Annotated in this window: 15 protein-coding genes and 1 pseudogene; 11 read left to right on the top strand and 5 right to left on the bottom strand. The window is 47.9% G+C overall.

Annotation, left to right across the window (positions count from 1 at the left end):
- Positions 1–161 precede the first annotated feature (161 nt).
- From GA003_05035 to GA003_05025, 3 genes are all read left to right on the top strand, one after another.
- Complete coding sequence (locus GA003_05035) at positions 162–920, top strand: SDR family oxidoreductase (protein ID QXD29339.1); 759 nt, start codon at positions 162–164, stop codon at positions 918–920.
- A gap of 37 nt (positions 921–957) precedes the next feature.
- Positions 958–1,164 (top strand): YheU family protein, encoded by a 207-nt coding sequence (locus tag GA003_05030; protein ID QXD30345.1) that lies wholly within the window; start codon positions 958–960, stop codon positions 1,162–1,164.
- 63 nt (positions 1,165–1,227) lie between these two features.
- Complete coding sequence (locus tag GA003_05025; protein ID QXD29338.1) at positions 1,228–2,124, top strand: hypothetical protein; 897 nt, start codon at positions 1,228–1,230, stop codon at positions 2,122–2,124.
- 141 nt (positions 2,125–2,265) lie between these two features.
- Here the strand turns inward: GA003_05025 and lsrF are convergent, their stop codons facing one another.
- The 4 genes from lsrF to GA003_05005 all read right to left on the bottom strand — a co-directional run bounded on the left by lsrF (position 2,266) and on the right by GA003_05005 (position 5,469).
- Entirely contained in the window at positions 2,266–3,141 is an 876-nt protein-coding gene (gene lsrF, locus GA003_05020) for a 3-hydroxy-5-phosphonooxypentane-2,4-dione thiolase (protein QXD29337.1), read from the bottom strand.
- Between the two features lie 224 nt (positions 3,142–3,365).
- Positions 3,366–4,640, bottom strand: a complete 1,275-nt coding sequence (locus GA003_05015) for a PQQ-binding-like beta-propeller repeat protein (protein ID QXD29336.1) — start codon at positions 4,638–4,640, stop codon at positions 3,366–3,368.
- A 102-nt stretch (positions 4,641–4,742) separates the two neighbouring features.
- The gene (locus GA003_05010) at positions 4,743–5,177 is read right to left on the bottom strand and encodes an energy transducer TonB (protein QXD29335.1); all 435 of its coding nucleotides are present in this window, start codon (positions 5,175–5,177) and stop codon (positions 4,743–4,745) included.
- Between the two features lies 1 nt (position 5,178).
- Positions 5,179–5,469: a hypothetical protein gene (locus tag GA003_05005; GenBank protein ID QXD29334.1), complete on the bottom strand. Its 291-nt coding sequence runs from the start codon at positions 5,467–5,469 to the stop codon at positions 5,179–5,181.
- A 271-nt stretch (positions 5,470–5,740) separates the two neighbouring features.
- On the opposite strand from GA003_05005, the gene GA003_05000 reads away from it, so the two are divergent.
- The 4 genes and pseudogenes from GA003_05000 to GA003_04985 all read left to right on the top strand — a co-directional run bounded on the left by GA003_05000 (position 5,741) and on the right by GA003_04985 (position 9,652).
- Positions 5,741–6,691, top strand: a complete 951-nt coding sequence (locus GA003_05000; GenBank protein ID QXD29333.1) for an SMP-30/gluconolactonase/LRE family protein — start codon at positions 5,741–5,743, stop codon at positions 6,689–6,691.
- 165 nt (positions 6,692–6,856) lie between these two features.
- Complete coding sequence (locus GA003_04995) at positions 6,857–8,209, top strand: PQQ-like beta-propeller repeat protein (protein QXD29332.1); 1,353 nt, start codon at positions 6,857–6,859, stop codon at positions 8,207–8,209.
- Positions 8,210–8,806: 597 nt separating this feature from the next.
- Positions 8,807–9,028, top strand: a pseudogene (locus GA003_04990) (hypothetical protein).
- 54 nt (positions 9,029–9,082) lie between these two features.
- Positions 9,083–9,652 (top strand): hypothetical protein, encoded by a 570-nt coding sequence (locus GA003_04985; protein QXD29331.1) that lies wholly within the window; start codon positions 9,083–9,085, stop codon positions 9,650–9,652.
- Between the two features lie 134 nt (positions 9,653–9,786).
- Here the strand turns inward: GA003_04985 and GA003_04980 are convergent, their stop codons facing one another.
- Positions 9,787–10,275, bottom strand: coding sequence for a type II secretion system GspH family protein (locus GA003_04980; protein QXD29330.1), 489 nt, complete (start codon positions 10,273–10,275; stop codon positions 9,787–9,789).
- A 150-nt stretch (positions 10,276–10,425) separates the two neighbouring features.
- On the opposite strand from GA003_04980, the gene GA003_04975 reads away from it, so the two are divergent.
- From GA003_04975 to GA003_04960, 4 genes are all read left to right on the top strand, one after another.
- Positions 10,426–11,142 carry a DUF1080 domain-containing protein gene (locus tag GA003_04975; protein QXD29329.1) on the top strand — a complete coding sequence of 239 codons (717 nt, stop codon included), beginning with the start codon at positions 10,426–10,428 and terminating at the stop codon, positions 11,140–11,142.
- A gap of 78 nt (positions 11,143–11,220) precedes the next feature.
- On the top strand, positions 11,221–12,660 hold the full coding sequence (locus GA003_04970) for an amidohydrolase (GenBank protein QXD29328.1): 1,440 nt from the start codon (positions 11,221–11,223) through the stop codon (positions 12,658–12,660).
- 104 nt (positions 12,661–12,764) lie between these two features.
- A complete protein-coding gene (locus GA003_04965) occupies positions 12,765–13,160 on the top strand; it encodes an alkaline phosphatase family protein (GenBank protein QXD29327.1) in 396 nt (131 codons plus the stop codon).
- A gap of 84 nt (positions 13,161–13,244) precedes the next feature.
- Positions 13,245–15,635, top strand: coding sequence for a DUF5060 domain-containing protein (locus GA003_04960; protein QXD30344.1), 2,391 nt, complete (start codon positions 13,245–13,247; stop codon positions 15,633–15,635).
- The last annotated feature ends 44 nt before the right edge of the window (positions 15,636–15,679 follow it).

Genomic DNA, 15,679 nt, shown 5'->3' with positions numbered 1-15,679 from the left:
GCTTGGTACATTGGAAATTACATTCCTTATCGCAAACGCATGACCATTCATACTCAATGTGACACTGAGGACTTTGTTGAATTTCGAAAGCAATACATTCACTTGTAGTATGCACGAGCCGCTTCGTTAGAAAACACCGATAGAAGAAAAGACAAAAGCAAATGACTGAATCCAAGAAAGTAGCCATCATAACAGGTGCAGGAAGTGGCATAGGAAAATCCACAGCTCTAGCCTTAGCTAAAGAAGGCTATGTCGTGGTCGCCGCAGGAAGGCGTTTGGAACCCTTACATGAAACGGTTACTGAAGTAGAGAAACAGGGCGGAAGTGCGCTGGCGATAAGCTCGGACGTGAGCCAACCGGATTCAGTTAAAGCCTTGTTTATTAAGACATCGGAAAGCTACGCACGTTTGGACTTACTTTTTAACAACGCTGGCATCGGAGCCCCGTCGGGTCTCCTGGAAGACCTGAGCTACGATGAGTGGCAAGCTGTCGTTGATATCAACCTGACCGGCTCGTTTCTCTGCACACAGGAAGCCTTCAAGATCATGAAGGACCAGGACCCCCGAGGCGGAAGAATCATCAACAACGGTTCCGTCTCGGCCCATGTCCCTAGAACGAACTCTGCTCCCTACACAGCTACTAAACATGCCATTACCGGTCTTACCCGATCCAGCTCACTCGATGGGCGTAAATACAATATCGCCTGTGGTCAGCTCGACATTGGAAATGCATTGGTGGAGAGAACGACGAGTATGCAGGAAGGCAAACTCCAGCCAAACGGTGAAACGGTACCCGAACCCACCATAGACCCCAAAGAAGTCGCACGAGCCGTAGTTTATATGGCTAGCCTTCCCCTTGATGCCAACGTCCAATTCATGACCGTCATGGCGACCCAAATGCCTTACATTGGCCGAGGGTAAGGAAAACAATCAGACCATCGACGAAGGGACTCACCCATTGGACATTCCGTATCAGAAACTTCCCCCCGAAACACTGCGTGCGTTACTTGCCGAATACGTAACTCGCGAAGGAACCGATTATGGCGACAAGGTGTACTCGCTTGAAGAAAAGATTTCCGAGGTACAGCTTCAGTTGAAACAAGGTACCGCCAAGATCATTTTTAATCCTGATGATGAAACCTGTAACGTGGTCACCGTTTCCTAGATCATTGCCATTTTGGAGCATGAGCATCTCCATTTATTTAACCGAATATTCCGGCACATTATCTTGAACAGGGTACTCACACTTTTAACCAGCCATGAGTATGTTGAGCTCACAGAATTGTTTCTCAGACAATTTCTAAAACACTCACAAACGACAATCGATGGCATCAGGATGTTCAGCGATGGAAGTCTGAGTGATTCTGACCGTTCTGCTCTCGAGAAAATTTCCAGTAACATTGAGTTCACAGACAAGGCTCAGGTCGAACAGAACACGCTAGACCGCTTGTCCGATTACCCGAACTGCTTAAAGCTGTTGAGGCACTATCCTCAAATTAAGAAACTGTTCCAGGTTCCAATCAACAGTCCAGAGGAACGTCTAGTATTTTTCGATGTGGACGTCCTTCTCATGCGGCCAAGCAATTTGAATGTATTATGGGAAGAAACAGATACCTCCATCTTTATGCAGGATTGTATCCGACATGCCTATTTCATGTCTCAAACAACCTTATTCTTTTCCAGATTCAGGAAGGGACGAAAAATCCATGACCGATTGAATAGTGGAATCATAGGCACAAACCCTGAACGCTATGATTATGCGCTCATCGAAGAGTTAATAAAAGAGTTTGAAGGCCCCATTTTCCAATCCAAAATATGGATAGAGCAAAGCCTACAGTCCATGCATGCCTATGGCAAAAACACCAAATATGTAAAACCGGCTCAATTATTCGTTCCGGAACTCAATTGGACTCCTTCAAACGGTTCTTTGCCATGCGCACTCCATTTTACTTCGGCCATGAATCCCTTGCGCAAAGCTCAAATTGAGCAGGTGATACAAATGCCTCAAACAAGTTCCACAGAACATAGTACCACTTGGAATCTCGTTGAAGCGAAAGGCTATCCTTACTTCGAAAATTTCTTACGAGAGAGGGTCTACCGAAAAGGCAGAAACCTGTTTAATTAATTATCTAGGCTTCTAAAACGTCGCCATAGACCTTCCCCCATCCCAATCGAGAAATCCCTGTTAGCGGCCTGCCTCGAACTTAAACTAAAAAGGCCGGATCCTGAGATCCGACCTTTAAAAATGTTAGATGTATCGCTCTGACTAGGCGTTCTTCAAATCATTGAAAAGTTCGAGCGCTTCTGCTGGCTTGAGATCATCGTGCACGACCCCGCCAACAGCTTTGATCATGGCGAGAGGAGCTTCGGACTGAAATACGTTACGCCCCATGTCTACCCCCGCGGCTCCACATTGGATTGCGTTGTAGGCAAGCTCGAGTGCTTCGATTTCCGGTAGTTTCTTGCCACCAGCAATGACGACAGGAACCGGTGTGCAGGCCACCACGTTTTCAAAACCTTCGGTATAATAAGTTTTCACAATGCTGGCACCGTTTTCAGCGCACACGCGGGCAGCCATCCCAAAGTATCGGGAATCACGAGCCATGTCTTTACCCACAGCAGTCACACCCATGACTGGGATGCTGTATTTCTGCCCGATATCGACCAAGCGGCTGATGTTAGCGATCGTACTGGCTTCGGTTGCTGGGTCACCCACAGCGATCATTGCAGCCATAGCCGAGGCATTCATACTGATGGCTTCAGCTTCATCGATCAGAATGTTGTGATTCATCTCGGTCAGAATGGTTGTTCCTGTATCGGTACGGAGACAAATGGGCTTCGTGTTGTCGGCAGGAATACAAGAGCGAATCATTCCGCGCGTCGCCATCAGGCAGTCGGCATGCTCTGCAAGAGGAGCGATGGAGAGATCAATGCGCTCGAGTCCCGAGGTGGGGCCCATGAGGAAACCATGATCAAAAGCCAGCATGACTGTGCGTCCAGACTTGCGGTTAAAAATGCGGGACATGCGATTCTTAATTCCCCAATCGGTGCTATTGATGCCCTTAAGATAGAAAGAGCTGGTGTCAGCCGGGGTATTGAGCCCGAAGTTATCGCCGTCTCTAATGTCGTCTAGATCTGCCATGGTAATTCCTTAATAGATGTTTTGAATGTGTAGGGTAATTGAATTGGCTTCAAATTTATCAACTGTTTTTCCTACAGATGAATCGTGGATGTATTTCTTGGGAAAGGGGCCCAAGTGTAAAGGCCTAAAAAGTAATTATCCAGGTTTTGAATAAAATCACGATACATACGATACGCAGGACTCAAAACCCCTCCGCAGTTTTTTCTGCTAACAAACAAGAGGACCTATAATCCGATTGCGTAAAGAATTTCCTGACGCTCAGCTCGCTGGTCACCTTCGTAGTGAGCAGCACGGATTAAAATGCGATCCCGTAGTATGGTGGGGGTGGCAAATATTTCGTCACCCAATTGGTTTTCAGCAACCAAATTCATTTCATCAGGATCAGGCTTAATCACGAACACTTTTCCATTCTCATTGGCGTGGTAAATGTGTCCTCCAGCCAAAATGGGTGATGCGCTTTCCGGCCCCTTGGTTAATCGCTCTCTCCACCGCAAGTTTCCGTCGGAAATGTCCCAACAATGAACGACCCCACCCTCGGCGATACCGTATAAATAATCGTCCACAAGAACCATGGACTGTTCATAACACTTAACGGGTTGGCTCCACATGACACTCTGTTTGGCCACGTCGATCGCCCAAGTCTGCTGACCAGGATATCCACCGGATGCGAAAACCACACCATCCTTCCATAGGACTGTATTGGCTATCAGTGGATCTCCACCCTCAACAGCCCACAATTCAGAGCCGTTCTTAGGATCGTAGCTGGCCACTCGATCTGCACCGTTGAGCACCATCTGTTCAGTGCCGTTGATCGTGGCTACGACTGGCGTTCCATGCGATGAACGGGAAGCTTTACGGCCGCTACGCCAAACTTCCTTTCCCGTATCGCAATTAAACGCAGCAATATATCCATCGCCTTGGCTCTCCGCTGCAACGATCACATTCCCTGCCGCTAGCACGGGTGAAGTACCATAGCCAAAATCACGCTCGGGATAGAAACGGCCCACATCTTTGCGCCACAATTTTTTTCCATCCAAATCCAAAGAGAAGAGATGCAGGCGATCGCCCTTCACAAAGAAAACAATATAGAGCTGCTCTCCATCACTGACAACACTGGGCGAGGCATGGGTATTCTTTCGATGAATCTTCGACGGTAATTGCCCCTCAATTAGCACGTTCTCCCAAAGCAACTTTCCACTCGAGAACGAATAACTGAGAACCGATTGGCGACCTTCATCTTCTCTTGCGGTTGTGAGAAAGATTTGATCCCCCACCACAACCGGTGATGAATGGCCCCGTCCTGGCACTGATGTTTTCCATTTTACGTGTTGGGCCTCCGAAAATTCAGTAGGTAGTACCTGACCTGATTTGGCAGTTCCATTTCCATAGGGACCACGCCAAGTAAGCCAATCATTCTCCATCACAGCGATTACGGGCGCGGACACAAGAAATGTAATAACAGTAAAACCAAGAAGTACGGGATAGAAGAAACGTTTCATAAGCGTTATAGTTCCCAAGATCATCTGAACAGTTCCATAATTGTCACTAACATATGAATGAGAAATCGAACTCGCATCGGAATCATTAAAAACTCAGGACGCTCAACTTTCCCCAGACGCCCCTTTAAAATCGAACCGTTGTTTCACTAGGACAGAAACCTTTTTCCCATCTATAACAGGTGATTCGAATCGCCATTGCTTAACTGATTGCAAAGCCGACTCGCCAAAGATGCTCTGCGAATATTCTGTCACGTGAGGCATTCTTACGCGGCCCCGCTCGTCCACATAAAACATGAGGGTCGCAGAGCCATCCACCCCCGAGTGTTTAGGATCTTCAGGATAAAGTGGTGCAGGCATTTCAATAGGCTCCAGTTCCTTGTCCAGGTCGCCAGGACTGTATGTCCGCTTGGCATCTTGGTTGTTTCCGGTGTATAGAAGCGCGGTCAAGGATTCGGGACCGCCGACCGAATAAACGCCTCGTTTATCATCAAAGTGAAAATCAATCGTCTTAATGGAGGTGATGGGCTCTCCATTCAATTTAGCTGGAAGGAATAATATACCTCACGGCCAGGCGACCAAATTCTGAATGTGAGTATGACTCAACAAACACATCGGTCAGCTCTCCGGTTTCATCGATACCCACAATTAAGCGAGCTCCTCCATTATAGATGCCTTCATAGGCCAATCGAACCGGATATTCCGGGACGGAAGTATCGACCACTTGAGCAGACTCGAAGTTCTCAACTCCAACTGCAGATTGAGCCATTAACACGATGACCGACGAAACGAGGCCTACAGCAAACAGAGGACGGAAGCGGGGTAATTTCATAGCATGATAGGGTTTCCGAATTAACAATAAGGATGGTGTAAATCCCCAGGAATATTTAGAAGTCTCGAAGATTGTTCATACCCTTAGAAATGGACAATGGCAACCCAATTTGAATTCTGACCTACTACTCAACGAGAGGGACAGTGGAGTAACCATAACTATATTATAGGAACCATTTCCTATTTCTAGTTGATCATGATCCCCTGGAAGGATTTAAAATAGTCTTTCGGAATCGCGATTCCCAACTCACAAACAACTCAACCCAAAGTAAATGCGCACGAACTTCATTTCTTCTTTTTCAGATAAAACCAAAATCCTAACAGCCTCGCTACCCCTGATGATCGGCTTGGGAGTAAGTAGCCAAGTCCAAGCCCGGGAGTTCGCGGCGGGGAAACCTATAGGCACCGTAAATGAGGCGGGACTGCGTGGTCCCATGTCGGACAATGTCAAAGTATTCGGCAGCTTTCAATTTTGCGAGAGTACCACTTTCGACCCAGCAAGAAATCTCATTCTCGCCATGAATTCGGGTGATCGCAGCGATCCAGCAAAGAACGATGGCTATGTCTCGCTCCTCAATCCAGATGGCAGTGTTCACACCACGAAATGGATAGGCGCATCCAGAAATGGCTTAGTTCTTAACAACCCACTTGGCAGTGCCATTGGAGATGGTATCCTTTACACGGTCGACGTGGACCATGTTCGTTCCTTTGACTTAAAATCCGGAACCCCCATCAAATCAGTCCACGTTCCCGGTGCCACGTTTTTGAATGGTGTTGCTGTCGCCGATGACGGAACGGTCTATGCTTCGAATACGCGCAACCCAGAAAAAATTTTTAAAGTGAATACAGATGGCAGTTCATCTGTATTTGCAGAAGGGAATCCTATCAACGTTCCAAACGGAGTAGCTATGGACATGGACGGAAACATAGTGGTGGTCAATGTGAACGACAATTCAGTCATCACCTACAATCCTGGTGGAGATGTCGTTCGTGTTGAACATTCAGCAGAAGGTGGAAGCGATGGAGTCGTAGTCCTGGAAGACGGTACGAAATACGTAAGCAGCGTAAAATTCGGTAGCGTCTCACGTATTCGTCCTGGTCATGAGGCTGAGGTCATTGCAACCGGAATCCCTAGTGCGGCATCGATGTGTTACGACTCGATACAGCATCAGCTCGTCATTCCGATGAATACCAATAACGCGGTTGCATTTATCAAGTTATAGAGAAACAGCATCCGTCAGATATTTTGGATACACTGGGCTTATTTCTTGACCGAAGTATGTTTGGTCCGTATATTTTATAGTCTGTGTACACCAAACGCAGCCATACTTAATCTCGTTTTAATCCAACGCAAGCTACAGTCTCATCCTGAAATCATTTCCTGATTCATGGCGCAGTTCATATCTTTCAAAGCAGCAACCGTTTTCATACTAATCATCGTTGTCCACATCGCCTCGGCAACGCCTGAATCGTTCGACCGACTTAGCTATTTTGCTCCTCCTAAAGCCATTTCCTCGGAGGCCGCAACAGACACGTGGCCACGATTCCTGGGACCGAATCACGATTTACACTCGAAGGAAACCAAGCTGCTAAAGTCGTTTCCACCCACGGGCCCACAAAAGGTATGGGAAGTCGAAAAAGGAAACGGCCACGCCCCCATTGCAGTCTCTGGCGACTACTTGGTCATGATCCATGAATTGAAAGGCAAAGAGACAATTGAGTGCCTTCACCCCGAAACAGGGAAACGATATTGGAAATATGATTATCCTGTCGAGTTAGGCTCAAACTATGGCGTAGGCGATGCGCCAAGAGTTGGCCCATTGATAGATGAAGACCTCGTATTCACAGTTGGGGTACGAGGAGACCTATTTTGTTTCGACCTTAAATCAGGGGAAATCAAATGGAATATGAAGCTCGATCAGGAATTTGGCACGGCTCCTCTTTTCTTTGGCCGCGGTAGTTGCCCTTTAATATTCGAAGACCAATTAATAATAAATGCGGGCGGCGATTACTCGGTCGTCAGCCTCAACAAACGTACAGGAAAGTTAATCTGGAGCACAGAATACGACTGGCATGCAGGCTATGCCTCTCCCGTACCTGCTACTATTCATGGAGAAAAACGCATACTTGTCTTTGCAGGTGGAATGGTAAGGCCACCTACCGGAGGCTTGCTTAGTATAAATCCAGGCAATGGAAATCTCGAATCCGCATTCCCCTGGAGGGCAAGAGCATTTGCTTCCGTCAATGCCGCTTCTCCGGTCGTGGTCGACAATGCGGTATTCATTTCGGAAAGCTATACAGAAGGCGGAGCCCTAATAGAACTCAAGCCGGATGGCGAAGGAACTTTGCGCTGGAAGGCGCCTAGATTCAAAAGTCAATTTACAACTCCCGTGGCCCACGAAGGTTATTTATACGGAGTAAGTGGATCCGGCGGAACCGAAATTGTCTGCTACGAAATTGAATCGGGGAAAGAGCTCTGGCGAGACGGCATCCAACTCAAAGATGCACGGCTAGGACGTGCCGGTTTAATTTGGGTCGATGGCGCTTTCTTATGTATTGGCGCTCAAGGTACGCTGCTTTGGTTAGACCTGTCACCAAAAGGAGCAAAGATCTTATCTGAAACTCAACTATTCCATGCACCGGAAACCTGGGGCATACCCACCGTAAGTAAAGGCCTGCTATTCGTGAACCAAACAACCATGGGTTCACGTCTCATTTGCTACGACTTAAGAGACGAATAAGAAGGCCAATCTTCTGTACCCATGATCCATTACAGGATCTTTATACCAAGCAGCGGAGCCCCACGGATCACAAACAAACAAACAAACAACCCCGGGGAAGCATTGACTAAAAAATCGTTTTCCGCAATAAAGGAGCATTCATAAAATTATGGATACGTTTTAGCCATAAACTCGTTCAGGCTCTGAATCTAATGGCTTTCCTGGATTTCTTAACAGATTCACTTCTGAATCTGATCACAGCCCATCTACCACGGAGCCTACATGGATACTGGAAGTTCGAACGATTCAGGCTAGGTTGCAACACTAGCCATGGGTATAATTAAAACGTTGAATAAAATATAAATGTGAGAGCCCAGATAAATAAATGACTGTGTTCACACAACCCTGGTGACACAACCAGCTAATCTAAACTATCATGGTGTCGTATCAGCTGTGCTTCCGATAGCCTTTCCTTAACCAAATCAATCCCAAGCAAAATTCGATACCAAAATCGGGTTGAAATAACTGCAAATTCGACCTGCCACTCATACTATGAATCCCGTACGAATAGCATTTACTGATTACCCAGGACCATTCAATCCGGTTAGGATATAGGCACTGCTTAGAAAACGATTCGACATCGAGATCGATCAGGACAAACCGGACTATGTGATCTATGGAACCTTCGGATTTGATTTCTTAAACTATGAGGACTGCATACGAATCTATTTACCCGGAGAAAACGAAATCCCCGATTTCAATCTATGCGATTTTTCATTTGGCTACCATTGGTTAGATTTCGAGGATCGCTATCAACGACTTCCCAAATACCTCCTCTACGATCAATACAAAGATTTACTAAAACGAAGGCGATCTAGAACCAGCGAATCAAATGTGGAAGATCTCCCACCTAGGTTCGGCAATTTCATTTACTCAAATAAAATTGGGCATCCATTCAGGGATCACCTCTTTGAAAAACTTCATACAACTAAAAAAGTTGATTCGGCAGGTGCGCACTTAAGAAATATCGATGAACAGATTGGTGATGCATATAGGGGCGATTGGACCAAACCCAAAATCGAATTTCAAAAAGAATACCGATTTTCAATCGCTTGCGAAAATGCTTCAACCAAAAGTTATACAACCGAAAAACTCATCCACGCATTAGCTGCAGATACTATACCTATTTACTGGTGCAATCCCGATATAGGAAGAGAGTTCAATTCGAAACGCTTTATCAATTGCCACAATTACCAATCGCTTGATGAAATCGTGGATCATATAATGTCCCTGGAGAATGATCCCTCACAGATTTCTAAAATATTACAGGAACCGTTCTTCCCTGATGACAAAGACTTGGAGGAGCTTTCTGAAAATCGAATTCTACAACAGTCCCACTACATATTTTCTGTAGACAAAGAACAGGCTGTTAGGAGAAACCTTCACTTTTGGGGCAAGATTTAAGAGGATCGGGCCCTGAAGATGGATAATGCCAATACTTTCCTGCATGGTAAGAACATATGGGGTAAAGCTGCCAGAGCCGTTAAGAGGCTGAGTGGCGGTTAAGTCGTTACGACTAGGACTTGGCGTTTAGATCTTCAGTTTCCCTCAATGACCAACATGACACCTTCGCCACCGCGCGATCTAACAATGCCGTTCGATAAATCTCCATCGTCCATCATGTTGTCTATGAGAATTAGGACATCATTATCAACAGTCACGCTCTGAACTGACACAGCGGCCTGAACGCCCTGGACGCCCATCTCCCAATTATAGTTTCCACCGATGGGAGTTTCTTCAGTCCAAACGTTTGTGTCCAAATAATCGTCCATTCCATCAGGAACCACACCTTTGGTGTTGTCTGGTGGGTATGTGCCATTGTCCAACGCATACATTTGAAATGCGTCCGTAAAAATTCGAAAGTCATTTGCAACTCGACTCGCCTGCGCGCGATCTCGTACACGCTTGAACGCCGGAATAGACATGGCTGCCAATAAACCGATTATGGTCACCACGATCATGATCTCGACGAGGGTAAAGCCCCGTTGAGCCTGCGTAGTCTTACTGTTTATCGAATTTAGAAACATAACGAATAAGCTATGCCAGAGTCTCTTCGACACAATTGTGTGCCTGACATTTACATATTTTTACCAAGTTTTCAGGAACTGATTTCAAAATTGCTATGAGCTCATAATCTCCTCACATTTTGGATCCTAACATTATCCCCCCTAAGTCACATGTATAAATACTACCTATTATCCGTTGCCTGTTTGTTCCTCTCCTTAAGCGCTTGCACGAAAGCACCTGAAAACCAGGCATCGAGCAACAACGATGAATGGACCTCCCTTTTTGACGGCAAAACGCTCAATGGCTGGCGTGGCTATAATGGTGTCTCTATCGAAGGAGTTTGGGTTGCCGAAGAAGGTGGCGTACTACACTTGGTCGGACGTCCAAAGAAAAGCCCCCACGTAAATATAATTACTGAAGCCCGATACGATGACTTCGACCTACACTTCGAGTGGAAGGTCGAAGAAGGTACCAACTCAGGAGTGATGTTTCATGTTGGAGAAGGTCCCAAACAGCCTTACCTCACCGGCCCTGAGTACCAGGTATTAGACAACTTTGGTTTTCGATCCGGCAAAGGAGAGCCCGTGGGCCCGAAAGAGCACACGGCTTCGAATTATGCGATTGAAGCTGCCGCAAGCGACGAAACCAAACCCATTGGCGAGTGGAATGAAAGCCGCATTGTCGTTCAAGGCAACCACGTCGAGTATTGGCTCAATGGTGTGAAAACCACGGAATACGAAATGCACAGCGTAAAATGGAACGAACAGATCGCCAACGCCAAGTTCAGTAAGTGGGAAGACTTCGCAACACTTGGAGAAGGCCATATCGCTCTTCAGGATCACGGCCACCGTGTATGGTTCCGCAACTTGAAGATCAAAGAGCTCTAGAAAGTTTCGTCATAGGGTGTCACTGCCCTTGTCTCTAGGAAAATTGACAGAGCAAGTACTCTGCCTGATAATGCACGGATGCTCTTCTCTATTCGTTCAATTCTTACTCTCTCAATCATCTTTACCGATTCAGTCGGATTTGCGAGGACACACGATCACCCGCACAAACAAGCGGTCATCGATTCCATTGATACCAATACGGAAAACCTGATTGATATCAGTGACCGTATTTGGGCCTACGCAGAAACTGCTTTTAAGGAGAATCGATCTTCGGAAGCTCTCGCTACCTACGCAGAGCAAAATGATTTTCGAGTCACCCGAGGGGTAGCTGAGACACCGACCGCGTTTGTGGCCGAATATGGATCAGGCAAACCCATCATTGGAATCCTCGGAGAGTTCGATGCCCTGCCCGGCTTGTCTCAAAAAGCCGTTCCGTTTAAAAGCGTCCTCGAAGAAGGAGGTGCAGGTCATGGATGTGGGCATAACATGTTTGGAACGGCATCCCTGGGTGCCGCCGTCGCCATCAAGGAGCTCATAGAGGCCGGCGAGCTCGAAGGAACTATTCGCTTTTACGGAACACCGGCAGAAGAACAATTCTTCGGAAAGCTCTGGATGATTCGGGCGGGATTATTTAACGACGTGGATGTGGTCATGGATTGGCATCCAAACGCGGAAACGAAAGCTCACGTACAAAGCTCCCTTGCCATGGTCGATTTCGAAGTGGAATTTTTCGGACAAGCGGCTCATGCAGCTGCTGACCCCTGGAACGGACGGGATGCCTCCGACGCACTCGAGCTCTATGCCTCCGGAATTAACTACTACCGCGAACACGTGAAACCAACGGTTCGTATTCATTATGATATCAAAGTTGCCGGTGAGGTTGTGAATGTGGTTCCCGACTATGCTCGCATCTGGGTTCGAGTTCGGGATTCCAAACGAGACGGCATGGTCGAAGTATGGAATCGAGTAGCGGAAATGGCCGAAGGTGCAGCCATTCTGGCCAATGTAGAACACAAGGTCTCACTCGTTTCAGGAATCCACGAAGTGCTCCCCAATCGAACCGGTGGAGCGCTCACGCAAGCCAATCTGGAGTTCCTCGGCCCTATCCAATACACCGACGAAGAAATCGCTTTTGCCAAGGCCATCCAAAAAGCGACGGGAAAACCAGAGGTAGGACTGGATGCCAGCATAACTCCCTTGGAAGAAACCCAAAAACATCCCAGTGGTGGATCGACCGATGTGGGAGATGTTAGTTTTATTTTACCCGTACTAAGAATGACAGCAACCGTGGCCCCCAAAGACACCCCCTGGCACTCCTGGGCAGTCGCCGCCTGTGGAGGCATGTCTATCGGGCACAAAGGAATGCTTCACGCAGCCAAGACCATGTCGATGACCATGGTCGATCTCTATGAAAACCCAGAGAAGGTCAAAGAGATCAAAGCCGAGTTTAAGGAACGCAAAGGTGATTACGTCTATGAAGGGATAGTTCCAGACGGCCCCCCTCCCATAGGCAACTGAGAAGTTTTCTTTGAGCGATCCTTGTAACGCGACCATAGAAGCGCCTTTGACCTTCCCGCGATAACGTCTCCAAGTTTCACCCCAGAAACTCTATTACTCCCACTATGAAGCTCCGAACCATTCTTACCTTTTCATCTGTGGCCGCCTTATGCTTCACCGCTTGTAGCCAAAAACCTCAGGATAATCCCCTCTCCGCCAAACGTGTAATCGTCATCGGCATCGATGGCATGAGCCCTGACGGTATTAAGAATTCCCCTACACCAATCATGGACAGTATCATGAAAAGCGGTGCCTACACATTGACCGCCAGAGGCGTGCTTCCTACATCCAGCTCGCCCAACTGGAAATCCATGATCTCTGGTTCCGACACTGAACATCACGGCGTCACTTCCAATAAATGGCAGAAAGACAAATTCATTCTTCCGGCTGCCATCAAAGGTCTGGAAGACATCTACCCCACTATTTTTGCAGAAAATGCCAACCAAAGCTTGATTTTTTGACCAACCTCCAAATGGTCTGACCAGTTGAGATTAACACTATACCCTTAAGTTTTTACTATGAAGATCAAACTACTCTTCTCACTCATGGTTCTGGGCATCCTGACGAATCTAGGACTCTCAGGCCAAACAGAGCACTTACTCAACGCTACCGACTTCGATATCGAAGGTAGCAATTACTACGTCGACCAAGACAAATGGCTGGCCATCGATCCAAGTAAGGGTCATCGCAACGCCTCCGCCAAGACCACGGTTCCGGCTGGCAATGCCAGATTCACTGTCGAGCTACACACGGTGGGCGAAAACGATGGTTCCTCAAATTACGAGGTGCTTATCGGCGGTCGTTCTGTCGGCATTTTTACCGCACCCGTTTCACAGCAAACCACTGAAACGGGTCCACGCTACACAGCCGTCTGGGGCGGAGTGAACATCAACGAGGGCGAGATCATCGAAGTGAAGTCTCGTGTCCATTATACCACTCCAACCACTAGCACGCGCGGACGTTGGGCAAAGGTGGTCCTTTCCACTCGCGAGGTGGATCCAGGCCGCGCTCAAACTGTGGCTGCTTCCAAGCAAACCTTCGAACAAACCGGCCCCGACCTCGTTCAACCCCGAGGCAAAGATGGTGACGGCAAGGTAACTATTTCGGGTGAACTCAAAACCTGGCACAATGTTATGCTCACTCAACGCGGTCCCTGGGTGCACGAACGAGACAACAAGCCCAATCCTTTTATCGACTACAGCATGTATGTCACGTTCGCCCATGAGTCGGGCGTGCCCGTCTACACCGTCCCTGGCTACTTCGCTGGAGACGGTATGGCCGCCGAAACCTCTGCTGAGGCCGGTTACCACTGGCGAGCTCATCTATCCCCCGACAAGGCTGGGACTTGGAGCTACCGCGTATCCTTTGTAAAAGGCGACAACGCAGCCCTCGATCCATCCGTGGATTCCTACCTGAAGCCCTACCACGGCGCCCACGGCTATTTCGATATCGAGGAAACCGACAAAGAAGGCATCGACTTCCGTGCCAAGGGTCGGCTCGAATATGTGGGTGGACACTACCTCCGCTTTGCTGGGTCAGGGGACTTTTATCTCAAGGCCGGACCCGATGCTCCGGAGACCATTCTCGCCTATACGGATTTCGATGACACCGTAGCCCTTAAATCTAAGGTCCCCTTAAAGACCTGGGCACCTCATGCACAGGATTACGAAAAGGGCGACCCAACCTGGCAGAATGGCAAAGGTAAGAACATCATCGGCGCCATGAACTACCTCTCTTCGAAAGGAGTTAACGCGTTCTCCTTCCTCACCTACAATGCGGGTGGCGACGGAGACAACATCTGGCCGTTTGTACAACGTGACACCAAGTTCCACTACGACGTTTCCAAGCTCGATCAGTGGGGCATCGTATTCTCACACGCTCAGGCCAAAGGCATTTATCTTCACTTCAAACTTCAGGAGAACGAACTCGATGACAACCGTCGCGGCTCAAAGAAAGATGCAGTCATTATCCCCGAATCCTTGGACGGCGGTGCGATGGGTCCGGAAAGAAAACTGTATCTACGTGAGCTCATTGCTCGCTACAGCCACAACCTCGCTCTTAACTGGAACCTGGGAGAAGAGAATACTCAGAGTTACGAAGAACAAAATGCGATGTCCGAGTATATCCTCAACATGGATCCCTACGACCACAACATCGTCATTCACTCCTTCCCCAGCCAGCAGGAACAAGTCTACCGTTCTCTCATTGGACACAAATCTGTTTTAACGGGCACATCCTTGCAGAACCCCTGGCACAAAGTTCATCAACAAACCCTGCGCTGGGTGGAAGCTTCCAAGGCTGCTGGTAAACCATGGGTCGTAGCCAACGATGAGCAAAATCCTGCCAATCAAGGCGTCCCACCTGATCCCGGATACAATGGATTTGATGGATGGGGCACCGATGACGGATTCGGAAAATACAATGTTCATCACATCCGTAAATACACACTATGGGGTAATCTCATGGCGGGCGGTGCCGGAGTAGAATACTATTTCGGATATCAATTACCGCAAAATGATCTTCTCGCTGAAGACTTCCGCAGTCGCGACTTGAGTTGGACTTACTGTGGTTACGCCATCAACTTTTTCTATGATAACGACATCCCCTTCTGGCGCATGCGCAACCGCAACGAGCTGGTCGGTAATTCAGCCAACGAGAACACCCGTTTCTGCCTCGGTCGTGAAGACGAAGTCTATGTGGTTTACTTGCTCGAAGGCGGCACCACCGATATCGATTTACGCGAAGCCCAAGGCAAGTATTCGGTCAAGTGGTACAACCCACGCGAAGGTGGAAAGCTATTGAATGAATCCGTCAAATCTGTAACGGCCGGCAAAAAGGTTTCCCTTGGGAAACCACCGTCCCATACAGACGAAGATTGGGTAGTGCTGGTAACAAAGCAGGCAACTGCTTCCACGGAATTCAAAAGGAAAAAGTAGTGGCAACCCGCTGACATAGCTGCCACATTGGGTATTCTTCCTCG

The sequence above is a fragment of the Opitutia bacterium ISCC 52 genome (assembly GCA_014529675.2).
GTDB lineage: Bacteria > Verrucomicrobiota > Verrucomicrobiia > Opitutales > UBA2995 > UBA2995.
The sequence above is the reverse complement of the archived record's forward strand: the minus strand, read 5'-3'. Positions and strand labels throughout refer to the sequence as shown.

Coding starts and splice junctions, on each gene's coding strand:
- GA003_04960 (QXD30344.1), top strand. CDS start 13,245: ATGGTTCTGGGCATCCTGACGAATCTAGGACTCTCAGGCCAAACAGAG.
- GA003_05035 (QXD29339.1), top strand. CDS start 162: ATGACTGAATCCAAGAAAGTAGCCATCATAACAGGTGCAGGAAGTGGC.
- GA003_04980 (QXD29330.1), bottom strand. CDS start 10,275: ATGTTTCTAAATTCGATAAACAGTAAGACTACGCAGGCTCAACGGGGC.
- GA003_04965 (QXD29327.1), top strand. CDS start 12,765: ATGAAGCTCCGAACCATTCTTACCTTTTCATCTGTGGCCGCCTTATGC.
- GA003_05015 (QXD29336.1), bottom strand. CDS start 4,640: ATGAAACGTTTCTTCTATCCCGTACTTCTTGGTTTTACTGTTATTACA.
- GA003_04995 (QXD29332.1), top strand. CDS start 6,857: ATGGCGCAGTTCATATCTTTCAAAGCAGCAACCGTTTTCATACTAATC.
- GA003_04975 (QXD29329.1), top strand. CDS start 10,426: ATGTATAAATACTACCTATTATCCGTTGCCTGTTTGTTCCTCTCCTTA.
- GA003_05005 (QXD29334.1), bottom strand. CDS start 5,469: ATGAAATTACCCCGCTTCCGTCCTCTGTTTGCTGTAGGCCTCGTTTCG.
- lsrF (QXD29337.1), bottom strand. CDS start 3,141: ATGGCAGATCTAGACGACATTAGAGACGGCGATAACTTCGGGCTCAAT.
- GA003_04970 (QXD29328.1), top strand. CDS start 11,221: ATGCTCTTCTCTATTCGTTCAATTCTTACTCTCTCAATCATCTTTACC.
- GA003_05000 (QXD29333.1), top strand. CDS start 5,741: ATGCGCACGAACTTCATTTCTTCTTTTTCAGATAAAACCAAAATCCTA.